We start from the raw sequence: 16,769 nt of genomic DNA, 5'->3' as shown, positions 1-16,769 counted from the left end.
GCCGCGACGGGGCGGGGCGGACCGCAGGTCCGGGCATCACCCGGGGCCCAGGGGCAGGCCGGCGCCCGTCGAACCGGGGCCGGCTAGCCTGGGCTGATGACCGAGCCATGGAGTTCGACCGACACGGGCATCCTGCGCCTGCCCTCGGGGCGGCTCGTCCGGGGGCGCGGGCTGAGCCGGCCCCTACCGGCCGGCCAGGAACCGACGTACGCCGTGTACCTGCTGGGCTCGCCACCACCACAGGTCGCCTGGGAGGCCGAGTGGCTGCGCCGGCCCGACTTCCGGCTTCCGTCCGATCGTTCGCGTGCCCGTGAACTCCTCGCCCGGGCCTGGGAGCGGGCCGCCACGGATCGCGTCGAACTCGCCTGCGCGGGCGGTCGCGGTCGCACGGGCACGGCTCTGGCCTGCCTCGCGGTCCTGGACGGCGTCCCGGCAGAACGAGTAGTGGAGTTCGTCCGGCGGAATTACCACCCGCGCGCCGTCGAGACCCCTTGGCAGAGGCACTACGCCCGCAGCTTCCAGGGGCCGCCCTCACTACCGGAAACACCGGCCCCCGCCAACCGGACCTGAGCCCTCGGCCGCACCCGCGCCACCGGTACGAAGAAGCGCCGGACCAGGCACCGCACGGCCCGGCACGGAACACCGTCCGCCGCCTCATGGCGCCTCCCCGCACTCCGGACCCCGGACCCGCCGAAACGGGCAGCGGGCGGGGAACCGGACGGCGCGGAAACGGGAACAGCGTCAGCGGCACGCAGCCGCAACCGTAGCCACAGCCATAGCCGTAGCCGCTGCCGCAGCCGCAGCCGCGGGAACCGATAGTCCGCCGGCGGCTATCGGCGGTTCGGGCGGGCCGCTCGGGCCACCGCCACGACCGCCTTCTCCAGCGCGTACTCGGGGTCGTCGCCCCCGCCCTTCACGCCCGCGTCGGCAGCGGCCACCGCGCGCAGGGCGTCCGAGACGCCGTCCGCCGACCAGCCCCGCATCTGCTGCCGGACCCGGTCGATCTTCCACGGCGGCATGCCCAGGTCCCGGGCGAGGTCACCCGGGCGGGCCCCGCGCGGGGCCGAGGCCAGCTTGCCGATGGCGCGGACCGCCTGTGCCAGGGCGCTGGTGATCAGTACCGGCGCCACCCCGGTGGACAGTGACCAGCGCAGGGCTTCGAGGGCCTCGGCTGCCCGGCCCTCTACCGCCCGGTCGGCGACCGTGAAGCTGGAGGCCTCCGCGCGACCGGTGTAGTAGCGCCCGACCACGGCCTCGTCGATGGTGCCCTCCACGTCCGCGCACAGTTGCGCGGCCGCGCTGGCCAGTTCCCGCAGGTCGCTGCCGATGGCGTCGACCAGGTTCTGGCAGGCCTCGGGGGTGGCCGCGCGCCCCAGCGTCCGGAACTCCCCCCGTACGAAGGCCAGCCGGTCCGCGGCCTTCGTCATCTTCGGGCAGGCGATCTCGCGGGCGCCCACCTTGCGCGCCGCGTCCAGCAGCCCCTTGCCCTTGACACCGCCGGCGTGGAGGAGGACGAGGATGATCTCCTCGTACGGCGCCGCGAGGTACGCCTTGACCTCCTTCACCGTGTCCGCGGACAGGTCCTGCGCGTTCCGCACGACCAGGACCTTGCGCTCGGAGAAGAGGGAGGGGCTGGTCAGCTCGGCCAGTGTGCCGGGCTGGAGCTGCTCGGAGGACAGGTCCCGCACGTCGGTGTCGGCATCGGCGGCGCGCGCCGCCGTCACCACTTCCCGGACCGCGCGGTCGAGCAGCAGATCCTCCTGCCCCACCGCGAGGGTGAGCGGGGCGAGCGGATCGTCGGTGGAGTTCTTCCTGGTGGCCATCGCCTCCAGCATCCCACGCCGCACCGACAGTCCCCCTCCCCCCGCACCCCCTGCCGCGGTACCCGAGAATGGTCCGGTGAACGTGCGACATGTACTCGTCCTGCCCGACCGCGACGCCGCCGAGGAGGTGGCGCGCGAACTCGTGGACCGCTTCGGCGTGCCCGAGGAGCCCCAGTTGGTCCGTGACGCCCTCGCCGGTGAGGACGACGCGGAGGACGCCCAGTGGCTGGTGGTCGTCGAGGACCCCAGGGAACGGCTCGACTCGTCCGTGCTGGACGAGTTCGCCGCCGAGTACGAGGGCTGGTTGGAGGCTCCCTGAGCCTCGCCGGGCGAGCCCTACGCCTTGTGCACGATCTGGATGTCCAGGGCCACTTCCACGCTCGAACCGATCGCCGCGATCCCGTGCGCCAGCATCGACTGCCAGTTCAGGGTGAAGTCCTCGCGCTGCAGTTCGGCGGTGGCCCGGCACGCGGCCCGCGGCTCGCCCTCCAGGCCCGTGCCGTGTCCCAGGTACTGGGTGTCCAGGGTCACCGAACGGCTCACCCCGTGCAGGGTCAAGGCGCCCGCGACCGCCCACCGGCTGCCACTGCGGTGGATGAAGCGCTCGCTGTAGAACTCCACCGTGGGGTGGCGAGCCGCGTCCAGGAAGTCCGCGGAGCGCAGGTGCTCGTCGCGCATCCGCAGGCCGGTGTCGATGCTCGCCGCGTCGATGATCACGTGCATGGAGGAGTCCTCCATGCGTTCGGCGATCCGGACGGCCCCGGCGAAGGTGCTGAACCGGCCGTGGATCCGGGCGAAGCCGATGTGCCGGGCAGTGAAGCCGATCGACGAGTGCGTCGGGTCGAGTTCCCAGTGGCCGGGCGCCGGCAGCAGGGGCGGCTCGACGGCGTCCAGGATGATCTCCGCGCTGCCGGGCTGCGCCGGATCCCCCACCAGCGTCGCGCCGTGGAAGGGCGCGTAGCCCTCGGCTGTCACCGAGAGTCGGTACTCCCCCTCCGGCACGGCCGCGGTGAACCCGCCGTACGGGTCGGTCTCCCCGCTGACGACCCGTCGGCCGATCGGATCGGTGACCTCGAACTTCGCTTGCCGGATGGGCTGGTGGACCGTATCGAGGACCCGGCAGCTCAACAGGCGCGCGGTGTGCGGGAGCGTGAGTGTGGCGGTCGTCTGGGAGCCGGCACTTCCGGCCGTCTCCATCCCCCGTCGGCGTCCGAACATGGTTGATGCACCCCCGTGCTGTGTGGACTTGGACCGTTGCGGCGAAGACGCATTCGATCATGCTGTCGGGTTGTGGGCAAACAGAACGGGAGCGCCCGGTATGCCCGCGTCGCCTGTTCCGCCGTCCGGACGGGAAGGCCCGCAGCCGCGGGCCGCTTCCGGAGATCGCCACCGAACCGTCGGTATCGGTGCGCAACACCGTCGTGCCCATCGCCCGCAGTCGCGCGAGCGTACCGGGCGCGGGATGCCCGTAGCGGTTTCTTGTACCGACGGGAACAATCGCGATCCTCGGCCGGACCCGCTCCTGTAGACCGGGGTCCTGGTGTGCCGAACCGTGGTGGGCGACCTTCAGGACGTCCACCGGCCCCAGTTCCGGATGGCTCCTCAACAGGGCTTGCTGGGCGGGTGGTTCAAGGTCTCCGAGCAGGAGCAGGGTCAGTCCGGACGCGCGCACCAGCAGGGCCACGCTCGCGTCGTTCGGCCCCTCGGGCTCCGGACCGTCGGCCGCCGGCCACAACACCTGCCACTCCAGCGTTCCGGCCCGGCGGCGCTCCCCCGAGGCGGCGGTCACGACGGGCACCCGGTCCACGGCCGCGGCTCGGCGCACGGACTCGGCCTGCGCGGGCGGCTCCGCCAGCGCGGTGGTCTGGATCACCCCGACGGTACGGCCCCGCAGCACCCCTGAGATTCCGCCCACATGGTCGGCGTGGAAGTGCGTCAACAACAGCAATGGGATCCTGCTCACACCCAGGTCGCGCAGGCAGTCGTCCACGAGGCCGGGATCCGGTCCCGCGTCCACCACGACGGCCGTACCAGGGCTCACGGCGAGCACCCCGGCGTCCCCCTGACCGACGGCGCACTGGACGTAGGTCCAGTCGGGCGGCGGCCAACCCCTGAACGGACGCGTGAGCTGCGGGGGCCGCAGCACGGCCAGGAGCAGCAGCACGGCCAGCGCGGAGCAGAGCCCGCGATGGCGCCCCCACCGGACGCAGAGCACCAGCACGACCAGCGTGGCGGCGGCGAGCAGCAGACCGCCGGGCAACCCGCCGGGCCAGGGCAGTTCCGCCCCCGGCAGTCGCGACCCGGCCCGCGCCACCGCGGCGATCCACCCGGCGGGCACTCCGGCACACCAGGCGAGCCACTGCGCGGCGGGCATCCACAGCGGGGCCACCGCGAGCGTCGCGAAGCCGAGCACCGTGGCCGGTCCCGCCGCCAGCTCCGCGAGCAGGTTGCACGGCACCGCCACCAGGCTCACCCGAGCCGTGACCACGACGACCACCGGAGCGCACACCGCCTGGGCGGCCGCGGCGGCCCCCACCGCGTCGGCGAACCTGGGCCGCAGCCCGCGCCGTTGCAGCGCTTCGCTCCACCGGGGGCCGAGGGTCAGCAGCGCCCCGGTGGCCAGTACGGACAGCAGGAAGCCGATGCTGCGGGCCAGCCAGGGGTCGTACAGCAACAGCAGCAGGACGGCGGCGGCGAGGGCCGGAACCAGCGACCTGCGTCGCCCGGTGGCGAGGGCCAGCAGGGTGACGGCCCCGCAGGCCGCGGCCCGCAGCACGCTCGGCTCCGGCCGGCACACCACCACGAAGCCCGAGGTGAGCGCCGCTCCACACAGGGCCGTGGCCCGCAACGAGAGTCCGAACCGGGGCGCCAGTCCGCCTCGTTCCGCGCGCTGCGCGGCGGCCGGCGGCCCGATGAGCAGGAACAGCACCACGGTCAGGTTCGATCCCGACACGGCGAGCAGGTGCAGCAGATCGGTGGCCCGGAAGGCCTCGTGCAGATCGGTCGGCACCCGGGAGGTGTCCCCGACCACCAGACCGGGCAGCAACGCCCTGGCGTCGGGCGCCAGCCCCTCGGTGGCTTCCCGCAGGCCGGCCCGCAGCGCCCCCGCGACGCGCTGCGAGGCGTCCGGCGCGCCGCTCACCCGCGGCGGGACGTCGCCGCCGAGGCGGAACAATGCCACGGCCCGCTCCCCGTCGCGGCCCGGCGCCAACCGGCCCACCGCCTCAACCCGGGTGGACGGCAGCAGCCCGGCCCAACCGGGGTGCCCGGCCAGGACCCGCACCGGGGTCTGGACCCTGGTCCGCGCCCCGTCGGGGCCCGTCACCCGGGTCACCACCGCGTCCAACGTGACGAGGGGCGGCCCGCCCCCGCCGCGGACGGTACGGGGGTCCGACGCGACGGTGAGGTCCACCGCCACCCGGGCGTGCCCCCGGGCGGCCCCCTCGACGGGCCCGGCGCGTGCCTCGGCCCGCTGGAGCCCCGCCACCCCGGCTCCGGCCGCCGCGCACAGCAGAGCGGCGGCAAGGGCGGTACCGAGCCCCCACGACGGCCGCCCCGGCCGCCGGTACCCGACGAGGACCAGCACGCCTGCCGCGGTCACCGCGAGGCCCACCCCGACGGCGGTCCATCCGGCCGGTGTCCCCAGCGCGACGGCCGAGGCGGCCCACGCGGCCAGCGCCGGCGCGAGCAGGCGCAGATCCGTCGGCCCGGACCGCTCGACCCCGTTCACGGCCGCACCAGCGGACGCAGGTCGGAGAAGCGCCGTTCGCCGATGCCGTCGACCTGTCGCAGTTCCTCCACGGACCGGAAGCCGCCGCGCGCCGTGCGGAAGTCGATGATGTGCTGCGCGAGCACCGGCCCCACCCCGGGCAGCCCGTCCAGTTGCTCGACGGTGGCGCCGGCGAGACTCAGCGGTCCCGACCCGGATCCCGCACCTGAGCCCGCTCCCCGCCCCGGACCCGGACCGGCCGCGGCGCCGCCCCCCGCCGTCGGCTGCGCCGGGACGCCCACCAGGACCTCCTCGCCGTCCACCAGCACCCGGGCCCGGTTCAACCCGGTGGTGTCGGTGCCCGGCCGCACTCCCCCGGCGGCGGCCAGCGCGTCCTCCACCCGCGCGCCGGTGGGCAGCCTCCGCACCCCCGGATCCCGGACCTTGCCGCTGACGTCCACCACCACCCGGGAGGGGGTCGCGGCCGGGGTGGGGCTCGCGGCCGGGGCCACCACGGCGGGCGCCGTCACCGGCTCCGGGCTCCCCGACCAGTACTGCTGCGCGGCGAACCCGACGGCCCCGACCAGGACCACCGCCACGGCGGCCACCGTCCTGGGTTGGACCCCGCAGCGCGCCTGGAGCCACACCGGCATCCGCTCCCGCACCGCGAGCGGCCACCCGTCCCGCCCCCCGGGCCCCAAGGGCCCCACGGCCGGTCCACTCCCCACCGCCGCCGCGCCAAGGCGCTCGCCCGGCTCCGCCAACGAATTCCCCACCGGCCGCCCCACCGCCGGTTCGGACACCCTCTCGGGCACCCTCTCGGGCACCGTTTCGGGCACTGCTTCGGATACCGTCTCGGGCATCGGTCCAGGCACCGGATCCGATCCCACCTCCGCGTCCGCCCCCTCAGGCGGGGGAGCCGTCAGCATGGCCTCGGCCCGGCGGCGCACGGCCGAGGGATCCGGTCCCGGCCGCCGTCCCACGCGCGACCGTCCCCCAGGCTCGTCGAAGCGCCCGTGGAAACGGTGCGTTCGGCCAGGTCCACGGGTGGCTCCGGCGCCGGCCCCCACGGGCCGCGAAGTACGGGTACGTGTACGCGTTCGAGTCGTCATGGCACGACGGTAGGGGTCGGCCCCGATCTCCGTTCGGAGCCATCAATTCCGGTGGATGAACAGCCCGTTGTGGAAAACCCGGCCACCCGTTCCGGTGACAGACGGCCACCGCTCCGGTGATCAGCGACCAACATTCCGCTGCTCGGCGCCCACCCGATCCGGAGATGGCAGCCACCCGCTCCGCTGATCGGCAGCCACCCGCTCCGCTGATCGGCAGCCACCCGCTCCGCTGATCAGCGCGGCGAGACGACCGCCGCCAACAGCCCCGGCCCGGTGTGCGCCCCGATCACCGCTCCCACCTCGCTGACGTGCAGCTCGACCAGTCCGGGGATCCGTTCCCGCAGCCGCTCCGCGAGCTTTTCGGCCCGCTCCGGGGCCGCCAGGTGGTGCACCGCCACGTCCACTCGGGCCGCACCGGCCCGTTCGACGGCCAGTTCCTCCAGCCGCGCGATGGCCTTGGAGGCCGTGCGTACCTTCTCCAGCATCTCGATCCGCCCCCCGTCCAGGGTGAGCAACGGTTTGAAGGCGAGGGCCGATCCGAGGAGCGCCTGCGCCGCCCCGATGCGGCCGCCGCGACGGAGGTAGTCGAGGGTGTCGACGTAGAAGTACGCCGACATGTCCGCGGCCCGCTTCTCGGCGGCGGCCACCGCCTCGTCCACGGATCCCCCGGCCTCGGAGACCTCCGCCGCGGCCAGCGCGCAGAAACCGAGGGCCATCGCGACCATGCCGGTGTCGACGACGCGGACGGGCACGGGCGCGTTCTTCGCGGCGACCACGGCGGCGTCGTAGGTGCCGGAGAACTCGGCGGACAGGTGCAGGCTGACGACGCCGACCGCTCCGGCGTCCGCCGCCGCCCGGTAGGCCCGGGCGAACTCCTCCGGGCTGGGGCGGGACGTGGTGACCGAGCGACGTTTCTGCAGGGCCAGGGCGAGGCTGCGTGCCGAGATCTCGGTGCCCTCTTCGAGGGCCTCGTCGCCGAGCACCACGGTCAGGGGCACGGAGGTGATCCCGTGCCGCGCCATCGCCGGTTGGGGCAGGTAGGCCGTGGAATCGGTGACGATCGCGACATGGCGGGACATGAGCCGGAGGTTACCGCCACAGGGGCGACTCCGGCAGCCTGGGGCCCACGGCGGGGCCCCTACGGGAGGATCCTCGGGCTCAATCGTGACCTCCCCCGCGGCCCGGTCTCAGGTGGTGGGCTCCGGGCGGGCCGTCTTCTGCCACGGGTACCGCTCCGCGGGCCTGGACGGGTCCAATGCCGCCGGTCGCGCCGTTGCGGCCGGGCCGGCGCCCGGGCCGCCGGTGGCCTCCGAGGACGAGGGCCCCTCCTGCGCCGCGTCCCAGGCCGCGGCGGCCTCCGCGAGCTCGTCCACCGACTCACGGGACCAGTCCCGCAACGCGCCCGACTCGACCTCGATCTGAGCCGACAGCGAGGACAGGTCGTCCTGCGCGAAACGACGCGCCCGGTCGCGGGCGGCCCACCGCAGCGAGTCGGCGGACTGGATGACCTTCGCCGTGCGTTCCCGCAGGTCGGGCAGGAGTTCCGCGGTCCGCTTGCGGTCCGGTTCCTGCTCCAGCCGCTTCAGCTCGTCGTCCAGCTCGTACCCGTGCGCGCTCAGCCGCTCGAACAGGCCGATGGACTCCTTCAGCGACGGGTCCTGCTGCACTCCCCGGTACAGCGCCTGCTGGGTGGCCCTCATCGACGTCCGCAGGTCCAACCGCAGCTGCGCCAGCGCGCCCGGGACCCCGACCTGCCCCAGGCTCTTCGCCTTCAACGTCGTGTCCTCGACGGTCCGGCGGGCCTGCGTGATCGTCCGGTCCACGCCGCGCTTCGCCGCTCCGATCACCTTCACGGTGGCCCACGCCCCCAGCCCCAGGAAGGTGAACAGCATCAACAGGGCCACGATGATGAGCACTGAGCCCGGCTCCATGAGGTTCCCTTTCCCCTGCTTTTTCCGTCCCCTCCACCGTAAACGCAACGGGCAGGCCAGGGGTTCCAATCGAACCCCCAACCTGCCCGTACGGGGAAACCCCTAGCCGTGCCGGACAACCGCCGCAACGACCACGGCACGACCTCAGGTGACCTCAAGTGACCTCAGGTGACCTGAGGTGACCTCAGATGACGATGTTCACCAGCTTCGGCGCCCGCACGATCACCTTGCGGATCTCCGCGCCGCCCAGCGCCGCGACGACGCCCTCGTCGGTCAGGGCCAGCTGCTCCAGGTCCGCCTCGGAGATCGTCGGCGGCACCTCCAGCCGTGCCTTGACCTTGCCCTTGACCTGCACGACGCACGTCACGCTCTCGTCCACGACGTACGCCGGGTCCGCCACCGGGAAGTCCGTGTGGACGACCGAGTCCTCGTGGCCCAGCCGGTGCCACAGCTCCTCCGCGATGTGCGGCGCCAGCGGGGCGACCAGGAGCACCAGCCGTTCGGCGACCGAGCGCTCCAGCGGCCGGCCGGCCTTCGTCAGGGCGTTGTTCAGCTCGGTGATCTTGGCGATGGCGGTGTTGAAGCGCAGCGCGGCCATGTCGGCGCCGGCTCCGTCGATCGCCTTGTGCAGGACCCGCAGGGTGTCCTCGCCGGGCTCGCCGTCCACGACGGTGACCTCGCCGGTCTCCTCGTCGATCACGTTGCGCCACAGGCGCTGCAGCAGTCGGTACTGGCCGACGACGGCGCGGGTGTCCCACGGACGGGAGACGTCCAGCGGGCCCATCGCCATCTCGTACAGGCGCAGCGTGTCCGCGCCGTACTCCTCGCAGATCTCGTCGGGCGTGACGGCGTTCTTCAGGGACTTGCCCATCTTGCCGTGCTCGCGCTTGACGGGCTGCCCCTGGTGGAAGTAGCCGCCGTCGCGCTCCTCGACCTCGGCCGCCGGGACGTACACACCACGCGCGTCGGTGTAGGCGTAGGCCTGGATCATGCCCTGGTTGAACAGCTTGTGGAACGGCTCGACCGAGGAGACGTGGCCCAGGTCGAACAGCACCTTCGACCAGAAGCGCGCGTACAGCAGGTGCAGCACCGCGTGCTCGGCGCCGCCCACGTACAGGTCGACACCTCCGTGCGGGGCGTTCTCGCTCGGGCCCATCCAGTACTGCTCGATGGCCGGGTCGACCAGCGCCTCGGAGTTGTTCGGGTCCAGGTAGCGCAGCTCGTACCAGCAGGAGCCGGCCCAGTTCGGCATGGTGTTGGTCTCGCGGCGGTAGCGCTTGACGCCCTCGCCCCGGCCCAGGTCCAGCTCCACGTCGACCCACGCCTCGTTGCGCGACAGCGGGGTCTCGGGCTTCGAGGTGGCGTCGTCCGGCTCGAAGGTGCGCGGCGAGTAGTCCTCGACCTCCGGCAGTTCCAGGGGCAGCATCGAGTCGGGCAGCGGGTGCGCGACGCCGTCCTCGTCGTAGACGATCGGGAAGGGCTCGCCCCAGTAGCGCTGGCGGCTGAACAGCCAGTCGCGCAGGCGGAAGTTGACGGTTCCCTCGCCGAGGCCGCGCTCGGTCAGCCACTCGGTGATCGCGGCCTTCGCCTCGACGACGCCCAGGCCGTCCAGCGTGATGCCCGCGCCGGTCGAGTTGACGATCGTGCCGTCGTAGGAGGCGAACGCGTCGTCCCACTCCGTCGGGTCGGCGTCGCGGTCGTCGGAGGGCTCCACGACGCAGCGCATCGGCAGTTCGAAGGCCTGCGCGAACGCGAAGTCGCGGGTGTCGTGGGCGGGGACGGCCATGATCGCGCCGGTGCCGTAGCCCATCAGCACGTAGTCCGCGATGAAGACCGGTACCTTCTCGCCGCTGACCGGGTTGATCGCGAACGCGCCGGTGAAGACACCGGTCTTGTCCTTGGCCTCGGCCTGCCGCTCGACGTCCGACTTGGACGCGGCCTGCTTGCGGTACGCGTCCACGGCCTCGCGGGGGTTCGCCGACCCGCCGGTCCACACCTGGCGGGTGCCCTCGGGCCACTCCGCCGGAACGATCTTCTCGACCAGCTCGTGCTCGGGAGCCAGCACCATGTACGTGGCGCCGAACAGCGTGTCGGGGCGTGTGGTGAACACCGTGACGGCGTCCTCGCCGACGGCGAAGTCGACGCGCGCGCCCTCGCTGCGGCCGATCCAGTTCCGCTGCTGCAGCTTGATTGCCTCGGGCCAGTCCAGCGCGTCCAGGTCGTCCAGCAGGCGGTCGGCGTACGCCGTGATCCGCATGTTCCACTGGCTCAGCTTGGCCTTGAAGACGGGGAAGTTGCCCCGCTCGGAGCGGCCGTCGGCCGTGACCTCCTCGTTGGCCAGGACGGTGCCCAGCCCGGGGCACCAGTTCACGGGCGCGTCGGAGGCGTACGCCAGCCGGTACTCGTTCAGTACGTCGGCCCGCTCGCCCGCGGTCAGCGCGGCCCACGCGCGGCCGCCCGGAACCTCACGGGAGCCGTCCTCGAAGGCGGCGACCAGCTCGGCGATCGGCCGCGCCGTGGCGGCGTCCGCGTCGTACCAGGAGTTGTAGATCTGCAGGAAGATCCACTGGGTCCACTTGTAGTAGTCCGGGTCGATCGTGGCGAACGAGCGCCGCCGGTCGTGTCCCAGACCCAGCCGGCGCAGCTGGACCTTCATGTTCTCGATGTTCGCCTCGGTCGACACCCGCGGGTGGGTGCCGGTCTGCACGGCGTACTGCTCGGCCGGCAGGCCGAAGGCGTCGAAGCCCAGGGTGTGCAGGACGTTGTGGCCGGTCATCCGCTGGTGGCGGGCGAAGACGTCGGTGGCGATGTACCCCAGCGGGTGGCCGACGTGCAGTCCCGCGCCGGATGGGTACGGGAACATGTCCATGATGAACTTCTTGGGGCGCGCGACGGCCGCGGGGTCCCCCGCCAGGTCGCCGGTCGGGTTGGGGGCCTCGTAGGTCCCCTCCGCGTCCCATACGTCCTGCCAGCGTGCCTCGATGTCGGCGGCCATGGCAGCCGTGTAACGGTGCCCCTCGGCCGCCTCGGGGGCCGGGGTGTTCGTCTCGCTCATGATTTCTGAAGCTCCATCGATCGTCTCTGCCGTCTCTGCCTGCCCAAACGAAAAAACCCCTCGCACAGGAGGGGACGCCGCGCCGATGCCGATCGCATCCGTGGGGCTCGATGGGTCGGGACTGATCAGCGCGGCTCGGTAAGCAGAAGGCGTACGGCACGCATGGCGTCAGGGTACCGCAGCGGCCCCCAGGGCCGCTCTGCCCTTCCGGCGTGCGGACACAACGAGAAGCGGGCCACCCGATCCGGGTGACCCGCTTCTGTTCACTGTGGAGCTAAGGAGAATTGAACTCCTGACCTCCTGCATGCCATGCAGGCGCTCTACCAACTGAGCTATAGCCCCTTGTTGTGCTTGTCGTTTCGGTTTCCCTTGCCGGTTCCCCTTGGCGACGTCCCAAACATTACACGGTCATGGCCCTGGTCCAAAAATCGGTTTCCGCGACCTCGGGCCATGTCCGAAATACTCCGCTCCGTCACACCTTCACGCCGTACCGGCCACGCGCGCCACAGAGGCCACGCGCGCCGCTCCGATCACTCAGGCCGCGCCAGATCTCTCGCGCCCTGCGGGCCGCGTGGGTCACGCTCTCGCGAATTGGTAGAACCGCTTGAGCGTGCAGTGTTCGTCGAGCAGGCGGCCATAGATCGGTTCCCCTTCCAGCTCGCGGTAGGTCTCGATCGGGTCGCCTTTTATGATCAGCGCCCGCGCGCATTCCTCGCACCAGTACTGGTAGTCGGGATTGACCGGGTCCATGTCCCGCACGATCGGCGTGCCGTTGTTGCACCAGTCGCACCGCCGCCGGTGTGCACCCATCCGTCAGCGACTCCCTCCCGCGTCGGGCCGTCGTGTCCCCCTCCGGCCGTCCGATTCTGCCATGCCGGTACGGGCCAGGTCAGCCGACGCAAAAGGAACAAACGCAAGGATCCCGCCCCCTGTTGGGGACGGGATCCTGATTGTGGAGCTAAGGAGAATTGAACTCCTGACCTCCTGCATGCCATGCAGGCGCTCTACCAACTGAGCTATAGCCCCGCTCTTCGCCACGCTTCCTCCGTTTCCGGTGTTCCGCGCTGCGAACAAGAAGAACTCTAGCCTGTGACCAGCCGGAAAGTGAAATCCGGGTGGAAGCCTCCGTGAGCAGCGCTCAGTCGTCGTCGCCGAGCACCGGTTCCGGCAGCGTGCCGGCGTTGTGCTCCATCAGACGCCAGCCGCGCGCGCCCTCGCCGAGGACGGACCAGCAGCAGTTGGAGAGCCCGCCGAGACCCTCCCAGTGGTACGAGTCCAGGCCCAACAGGCGGCCGATGGTCGTGCGGATGGTGCCGCCGTGGCTGACCACCACCAGCGTGCCGCCCTGCGGCAGCCGGTCGGCGTGGCGCAGCACGACCGGTGCGGCCCGGTCGGCCACCTCGGTCTCCAGCTCTCCGCCGCCCCGGCGGACGGCCTCGCCGCGCTTCCACGCCGCGTACTGCTCGCCGTACTTCGCGAGGATCTCGTCGTGCGTGAGGCCCTGCCACTCGCCGGCGTACGTCTCGCGCAGCGCCTGGTCGTGCTCCACCGCGAGCCCCGTGACGGCGGCCAGTTCGGCGGCCGTGTCGGCGGCCCGCCGGAGGTCGGAGGCCACGATGGCGTCCGGCCTCAGCGAGGCGAGCAGCCGGGCGGCGCGACGCGCCTGCGCCACACCGGTGTCGGTCAGCTCGATGTCCGTGGAGCCCTGGAAGCGGCGCTCCAGGTTCCACGCGGTCTGGCCGTGTCGCCAGAGGACGATCTTCCTGCCGGTCCTGCCCGAGCCGGAGCCGGACGAGGTGTCCGTCCCGGTCGATGCGGTCGTGCCCGTGTCGTTCCCGCTCAGAACAGATCACCGTCCAGTTCGTCGTCGCCCTGCGCCTCGCGCAGCTTGGCGTGCTCCTCGGCCTTGCCGATGGTGAGCTTGGCGTCCTCGGGGAGCTCGATCTCGGGGCAGTCCTTCCACAGGCGCTCCAGCGCGTAGAAGACACGCTCCTCGCTGTGCTGGACGTGGACGACGATGTCGACGTAGTCGAGCAGGATCCAGCGGGCGTCGCGGTCGCCCTCACGGCGCACCGGCTTGGCGCCGAGCTTCTTGAGCAGCTGCTCCTCGATCTCGTCGACGATCGACTTGACCTGGCGGTCGTTGGGAGCGGAGGCGAGCAGGAAGGCGTCGGTGATCGACAGCACGTCGCTGACGTCGTACGCGATGATGTCGTGCGCGAGCCGGTCGGCCGCGGCCTGGGCGGCGGCGGTGATGAGCTCGATGGAGCGGTCCGTGGCGGTCACTGGCCATGCTTTCGGGTTGGCGGGCAGATCCTTACAAGGGTCTCATGTACCGCCGACCCCGCCCGCGCGGAACGTTCCGCGCGGGCGAAATCACAGCTCAGGCCGGTGTGCGGGCCGGATCCGGGGCGTCAGGACGTCTTGTAGTCCCGGCCCAGGACCACCACGACGTCCGCGTTGACGACGTTCTCGGCCTTCTTCACGACGGTCTCCGGCAGCCCCAGCGTCTTGGCGACCTCGACGGCCCGCTCCCGTTGGGCGTCGTCCTGGTACGTGATCTGCGAGGTCGCGGCCGTGTCGTCGGCCTTGCCGCCGTCGACGAAGGTGTAGCCGCCGTTGAGCAGTGCGGCCTTCGCCGCGGTCTGCGTCTTCTCGTCCCCGGTGGCGTCCTTGAGGCCCACCCGGGGGGTGGCACCGGGCTGCGCGGCGGTGGCGGCGCCGCCGAGGACCTCCTTGACGGTCTTCTTGTTGGCCTCGTCGGTGAGGCCGCCGTCCGGCTTCACCCCGAGGACGTCGGTGCGGTAGGCGCCCACCTTGGCGTGTTCGCCGATCCGCGACAGCAGGCCGCCGAGGTTCTGCGCGTTGAGCGCCGGATCCAGGATCTGACCCATGCTCTCGACCGTGGTGGCCGCCGCCTTCGGGTCGGCGGGGATCTTCCGCAGGACCGCGTACAGCACCTTGCCCAGCCGGTCCAGCTGCTTGACCTCGGGCTCGCCCTGGCCGCGGTGGGTGGCGTAGGCCACGGCCATCGCGCCGTTGAGGCTCTGCTTGGCTCCCTTGCCCACGGCCGGCGTCTTGGCCCGGTCGTCCGCCGGGACCGCCGTGTCGGTGTCCACCTCGATGCCCCCGATCAGTTCGACCAGGCTCTCCAGGAAGGGGGTGTCCAGGCGCCAGGTGCCGCCGATGTGGGTGCCGAGGATCGAGTCGAGCGCGTCCTTGGTGCCGAGACCGCCTTCCTCGACGGACTTGCCGAGGGTGGTCGACGTCCCGTCTGCCTTGGGGACGTCGAGGGTGTTGGGCACCAGCACGGTGGCGCCCTGTTCGGTGGTGACGTTGTCGACGAGCAGCGCCGTGGAGGTGCCGCCCTTCCTGGTGTTGAGCACGTGGACGACGATCATGTCGCGCTTCTGGGCGCCGGGGGCGGCCGCCGCGGCCTTCTTGTCCCCGGGGCCGTCGAGGAAGGGGAGCTCGCCCGCGTACCAGAGGTAGCCGAGGCCGCCGACGACGAACACGGCGAGGACGACGATCAGTGCGACCACCCGGTTGCGGCCACGGCGGCGGATCTCCTCGCGGCGCTCGGTGCGGCTCTCGGTGAAGGCGAGCCAGTCGATGACGTCGTCGGACTCCTCGTCCGGCTGGTCGATGAAGGCGAACATCCCGGTGTGGTAGTCCCGGTCCGCCTCGGATCCGTCGTCGGACCGGCGCGGCTCGGGCACCTGGGACGTGGGGGGCGCCGGGGCCGGTTCGGGCTCCGCGGGCGCCTGCGGGGTGTGCTGCTGGGGGGTGTGCTGCTGCGGGATCCACTGCCGGGACTGCCGGGTGTCGTATCCCTCGTCGGGGGCCGGCGCGTACTGCTCCTGGGCGTACTCCTGGCTCGGGTGAACCGGGGAGGCCTGGTGCGGCGTCTGGTACTGCTGCCCGTACGTCTGCTGGTCGTGGCCGTACTGCCGCGGTTGCTCGTACTGCCGGTACTGCTGCTCGTACTGCTGCGGGTACTGCTGCTGCTCGTACGAGGGGCCGGGCTGCTGTTCGTACCGGGGTTCCTGGGCGGCGGGCTGCGCGGGCACCGGGCCGTACACCGGCTGACCGTAGGCGTCGTAGCCGATGAGCTGCTGCTCCTGGGCTGCGTACGGGTCGTACGGATCCTGTCGGTCGTTCACCGCGGGCCCCTCTCTCCGAAACCGGAAGCTCAGGCTCCCCGATACAGCTCACGCTTGTCGATGTAGCGCACGACACCGTCCGGCACCAAATACCAGACAGGATCCCCCTTGGCGACGCGCGCGCGACAGTCGGTGGACGAAATCGCCAGCGCGGGGACCTCCACCAGGGAGACGCCTCCCTCGGGCAGCCCGTCGTCGGTGAGCACGTGCCCCGGGCGGGTGACGCCGATGAAGTGCGACAGCGAGAAGAGTTCGTCGGCGTTGCGCCAGGTGAGGATCTGCGCGAGGGCGTCGGCGCCGGTGATGAAGAACAGGTCCGCGTCGTCGTTGATCGCCTTGAGGTCCCGCAGGGTGTCGATCGTGTAGGTGGGGCCGCCGCGGTCGATGTCGATGCGACTCACCGAGAACTGCGGGTTGGAGGCCGTCGCGATGACCGTCATCAGATAGCGGTCCTCGGCGGGCGACACGGCTCGCTGCGACTTCTGCCACGGCTCGCCGGTCGGTACGAACACCACCTCGTCGAGGTGGAAAAGGGCGGCCACCTCACTGGCGGCGACCAAGTGTCCGTGGTGGATCGGGTCGAATGTCCCGCCCATCACGCCGAGCCGGCGCTTGACCGGGCCGGTAGGCATTTCCTGCTCTCCCATGAGCGCAGAGCCTACTGGCCCGGTGAGGCGGCGAGGACCCGCGTTCGAGCGCGTGCGCGAGGCCGTCTAGCGGTCGCGGTTCAGGCGGGTGGTCACCCAGAGCATCAGCAGCAGGATCACGAACGCGCCGCCACCGGTCAGGTACGGGCTCAGGCTGTCGTGGTTGCCGCTGTGCTCGGCGCCGCCCTCCGAGGCGAGAACGACCAGATTGTGGGTGGTGGTGGCGAGGCTCATCAGGCAGATACCTATCGAGTCGGGGAGCGGGCGGAGACTTCGCTCACATCGTATGCGGGGCCCCGGGGCACGCTCACGCCGACTCGGACGTTGGA

14 protein-coding genes, 2 tRNA genes and 1 pseudogene are annotated in these 16,769 nt (G+C 71.9%); 2 read left to right on the top strand and 15 right to left on the bottom strand.

The window, feature by feature from the left end:
• Positions 1–96 precede the first annotated feature (96 nt).
• Positions 97–570, top strand: a complete 474-nt coding sequence (locus tag ACIRO3_RS10605; protein WP_404134722.1) for a protein phosphatase — start codon at positions 97–99, stop codon at positions 568–570.
• A gap of 260 nt (positions 571–830) precedes the next feature.
• On the opposite strand, the gene holA is transcribed toward ACIRO3_RS10605, so the two are convergent.
• Entirely contained in the window at positions 831–1,823 is a 993-nt protein-coding gene (holA, locus tag ACIRO3_RS10600) for a DNA polymerase III subunit delta (RefSeq protein WP_404134720.1), read from the bottom strand.
• 76 nt (positions 1,824–1,899) lie between these two features.
• Here holA and ACIRO3_RS10595 point away from each other — a divergent pair, with 76 nt between their 5' ends.
• Entirely contained in the window at positions 1,900–2,142 is a 243-nt protein-coding gene (locus ACIRO3_RS10595; protein ID WP_361784126.1) for a hypothetical protein, read from the top strand.
• A gap of 17 nt (positions 2,143–2,159) precedes the next feature.
• Here ACIRO3_RS10595 and ACIRO3_RS10590 read toward each other — a convergent pair whose 3' ends face one another.
• From ACIRO3_RS10590 to ACIRO3_RS10525, 14 genes and pseudogenes are all read right to left on the bottom strand, one after another.
• Positions 2,160–3,041 (bottom strand): YceI family protein, encoded by an 882-nt coding sequence (locus ACIRO3_RS10590; protein WP_365999218.1) that lies wholly within the window; start codon positions 3,039–3,041, stop codon positions 2,160–2,162.
• Between the two features lie 124 nt (positions 3,042–3,165).
• Positions 3,166–5,553: pseudogene (locus ACIRO3_RS10585) on the bottom strand (ComEC/Rec2 family competence protein); the annotation flags it as partial.
• Entirely contained in the window at positions 5,550–6,242 is a 693-nt protein-coding gene (locus ACIRO3_RS10580; RefSeq protein ID WP_404134715.1) for a helix-hairpin-helix domain-containing protein, read from the bottom strand. The pseudogene ACIRO3_RS10585 and the gene ACIRO3_RS10580, both read right to left, overlap by 4 nt.
• 635 nt (positions 6,243–6,877) lie before the next feature.
• Complete coding sequence (locus ACIRO3_RS10575; protein WP_404134713.1) at positions 6,878–7,723, bottom strand: DegV family protein; 846 nt, start codon at positions 7,721–7,723, stop codon at positions 6,878–6,880.
• Positions 7,724–7,831: 108 nt separating this feature from the next.
• On the bottom strand, positions 7,832–8,575 hold the full coding sequence (locus ACIRO3_RS10570; protein WP_404134710.1) for a hypothetical protein: 744 nt from the start codon (positions 8,573–8,575) through the stop codon (positions 7,832–7,834).
• Between the two features lie 184 nt (positions 8,576–8,759).
• A complete protein-coding gene (gene leuS, locus ACIRO3_RS10565; protein ID WP_365999221.1) occupies positions 8,760–11,630 on the bottom strand; it encodes a leucine--tRNA ligase in 2,871 nt (956 codons plus the stop codon).
• Between the two features lie 269 nt (positions 11,631–11,899).
• A tRNA-Ala gene (locus tag ACIRO3_RS10560) sits at positions 11,900–11,972 on the bottom strand.
• A 234-nt stretch (positions 11,973–12,206) separates the two neighbouring features.
• Complete coding sequence (locus tag ACIRO3_RS10555; RefSeq protein ID WP_008738908.1) at positions 12,207–12,440, bottom strand: hypothetical protein; 234 nt, start codon at positions 12,438–12,440, stop codon at positions 12,207–12,209.
• Positions 12,441–12,583: 143 nt separating this feature from the next.
• Positions 12,584–12,656: transfer RNA gene (locus ACIRO3_RS10550), tRNA-Ala, on the bottom strand.
• A gap of 112 nt (positions 12,657–12,768) precedes the next feature.
• The gene (locus ACIRO3_RS10545) at positions 12,769–13,473 is read right to left on the bottom strand and encodes a histidine phosphatase family protein (RefSeq protein ID WP_404135306.1); all 705 of its coding nucleotides are present in this window, start codon (positions 13,471–13,473) and stop codon (positions 12,769–12,771) included.
• The gene (gene rsfS, locus ACIRO3_RS10540) at positions 13,470–13,916 is read right to left on the bottom strand and encodes a ribosome silencing factor (RefSeq protein ID WP_053674983.1); all 447 of its coding nucleotides are present in this window, start codon (positions 13,914–13,916) and stop codon (positions 13,470–13,472) included. The genes ACIRO3_RS10545 and rsfS overlap by 4 nt, the downstream gene beginning before the upstream one ends.
• A 128-nt stretch (positions 13,917–14,044) precedes the next feature.
• A complete protein-coding gene (locus tag ACIRO3_RS10535) occupies positions 14,045–15,793 on the bottom strand; it encodes an LCP family protein (RefSeq protein WP_404134705.1) in 1,749 nt (582 codons plus the stop codon).
• 29 nt (positions 15,794–15,822) lie between these two features.
• Positions 15,823–16,440 carry a nicotinate-nucleotide adenylyltransferase gene (gene nadD, locus ACIRO3_RS10530; RefSeq protein ID WP_267798808.1) on the bottom strand — a complete coding sequence of 206 codons (618 nt, stop codon included), beginning with the start codon at positions 16,438–16,440 and terminating at the stop codon, positions 15,823–15,825.
• A gap of 66 nt (positions 16,441–16,506) precedes the next feature.
• Entirely contained in the window at positions 16,507–16,674 is a 168-nt protein-coding gene (locus tag ACIRO3_RS10525) for a hypothetical protein (protein ID WP_361774193.1), read from the bottom strand.
• Positions 16,675–16,769: the final 95 nt, after the last annotated feature.

The sequence above is a fragment of the Streptomyces sp. NPDC102278 genome (assembly GCF_044766345.1).
In the GTDB taxonomy this organism is placed as follows: Bacteria; Actinomycetota; Actinomycetes; order Streptomycetales; family Streptomycetaceae; genus Streptomyces.
This window is presented reverse-complemented; position numbering and strand designations above follow the sequence as displayed.

What these genes read in the sequence shown, in the direction of transcription:
- ACIRO3_RS10590 (WP_365999218.1), bottom strand. Translation starts at nt 3,041, where the DNA reads ATGTTCGGACGCCGACGGGGGATGGAGACGGCCGGAAGTGCCGGCTCC.
- ACIRO3_RS10605 (WP_404134722.1), top strand. Translation starts at nt 97, where the DNA reads ATGACCGAGCCATGGAGTTCGACCGACACGGGCATCCTGCGCCTGCCC.
- ACIRO3_RS10525 (WP_361774193.1), bottom strand. Translation starts at nt 16,674, where the DNA reads ATGAGCCTCGCCACCACCACCCACAATCTGGTCGTTCTCGCCTCGGAG.
- ACIRO3_RS10575 (WP_404134713.1), bottom strand. Translation starts at nt 7,723, where the DNA reads ATGTCCCGCCATGTCGCGATCGTCACCGATTCCACGGCCTACCTGCCC.
- holA (WP_404134720.1), bottom strand. Translation starts at nt 1,823, where the DNA reads ATGGCCACCAGGAAGAACTCCACCGACGATCCGCTCGCCCCGCTCACC.
- ACIRO3_RS10570 (WP_404134710.1), bottom strand. Translation starts at nt 8,575, where the DNA reads ATGGAGCCGGGCTCAGTGCTCATCATCGTGGCCCTGTTGATGCTGTTC.
- ACIRO3_RS10555 (WP_008738908.1), bottom strand. Translation starts at nt 12,440, where the DNA reads ATGGGTGCACACCGGCGGCGGTGCGACTGGTGCAACAACGGCACGCCG.
- nadD (WP_267798808.1), bottom strand. Translation starts at nt 16,440, where the DNA reads ATGGGAGAGCAGGAAATGCCTACCGGCCCGGTCAAGCGCCGGCTCGGC.
- leuS (WP_365999221.1), bottom strand. Translation starts at nt 11,630, where the DNA reads ATGAGCGAGACGAACACCCCGGCCCCCGAGGCGGCCGAGGGGCACCGT.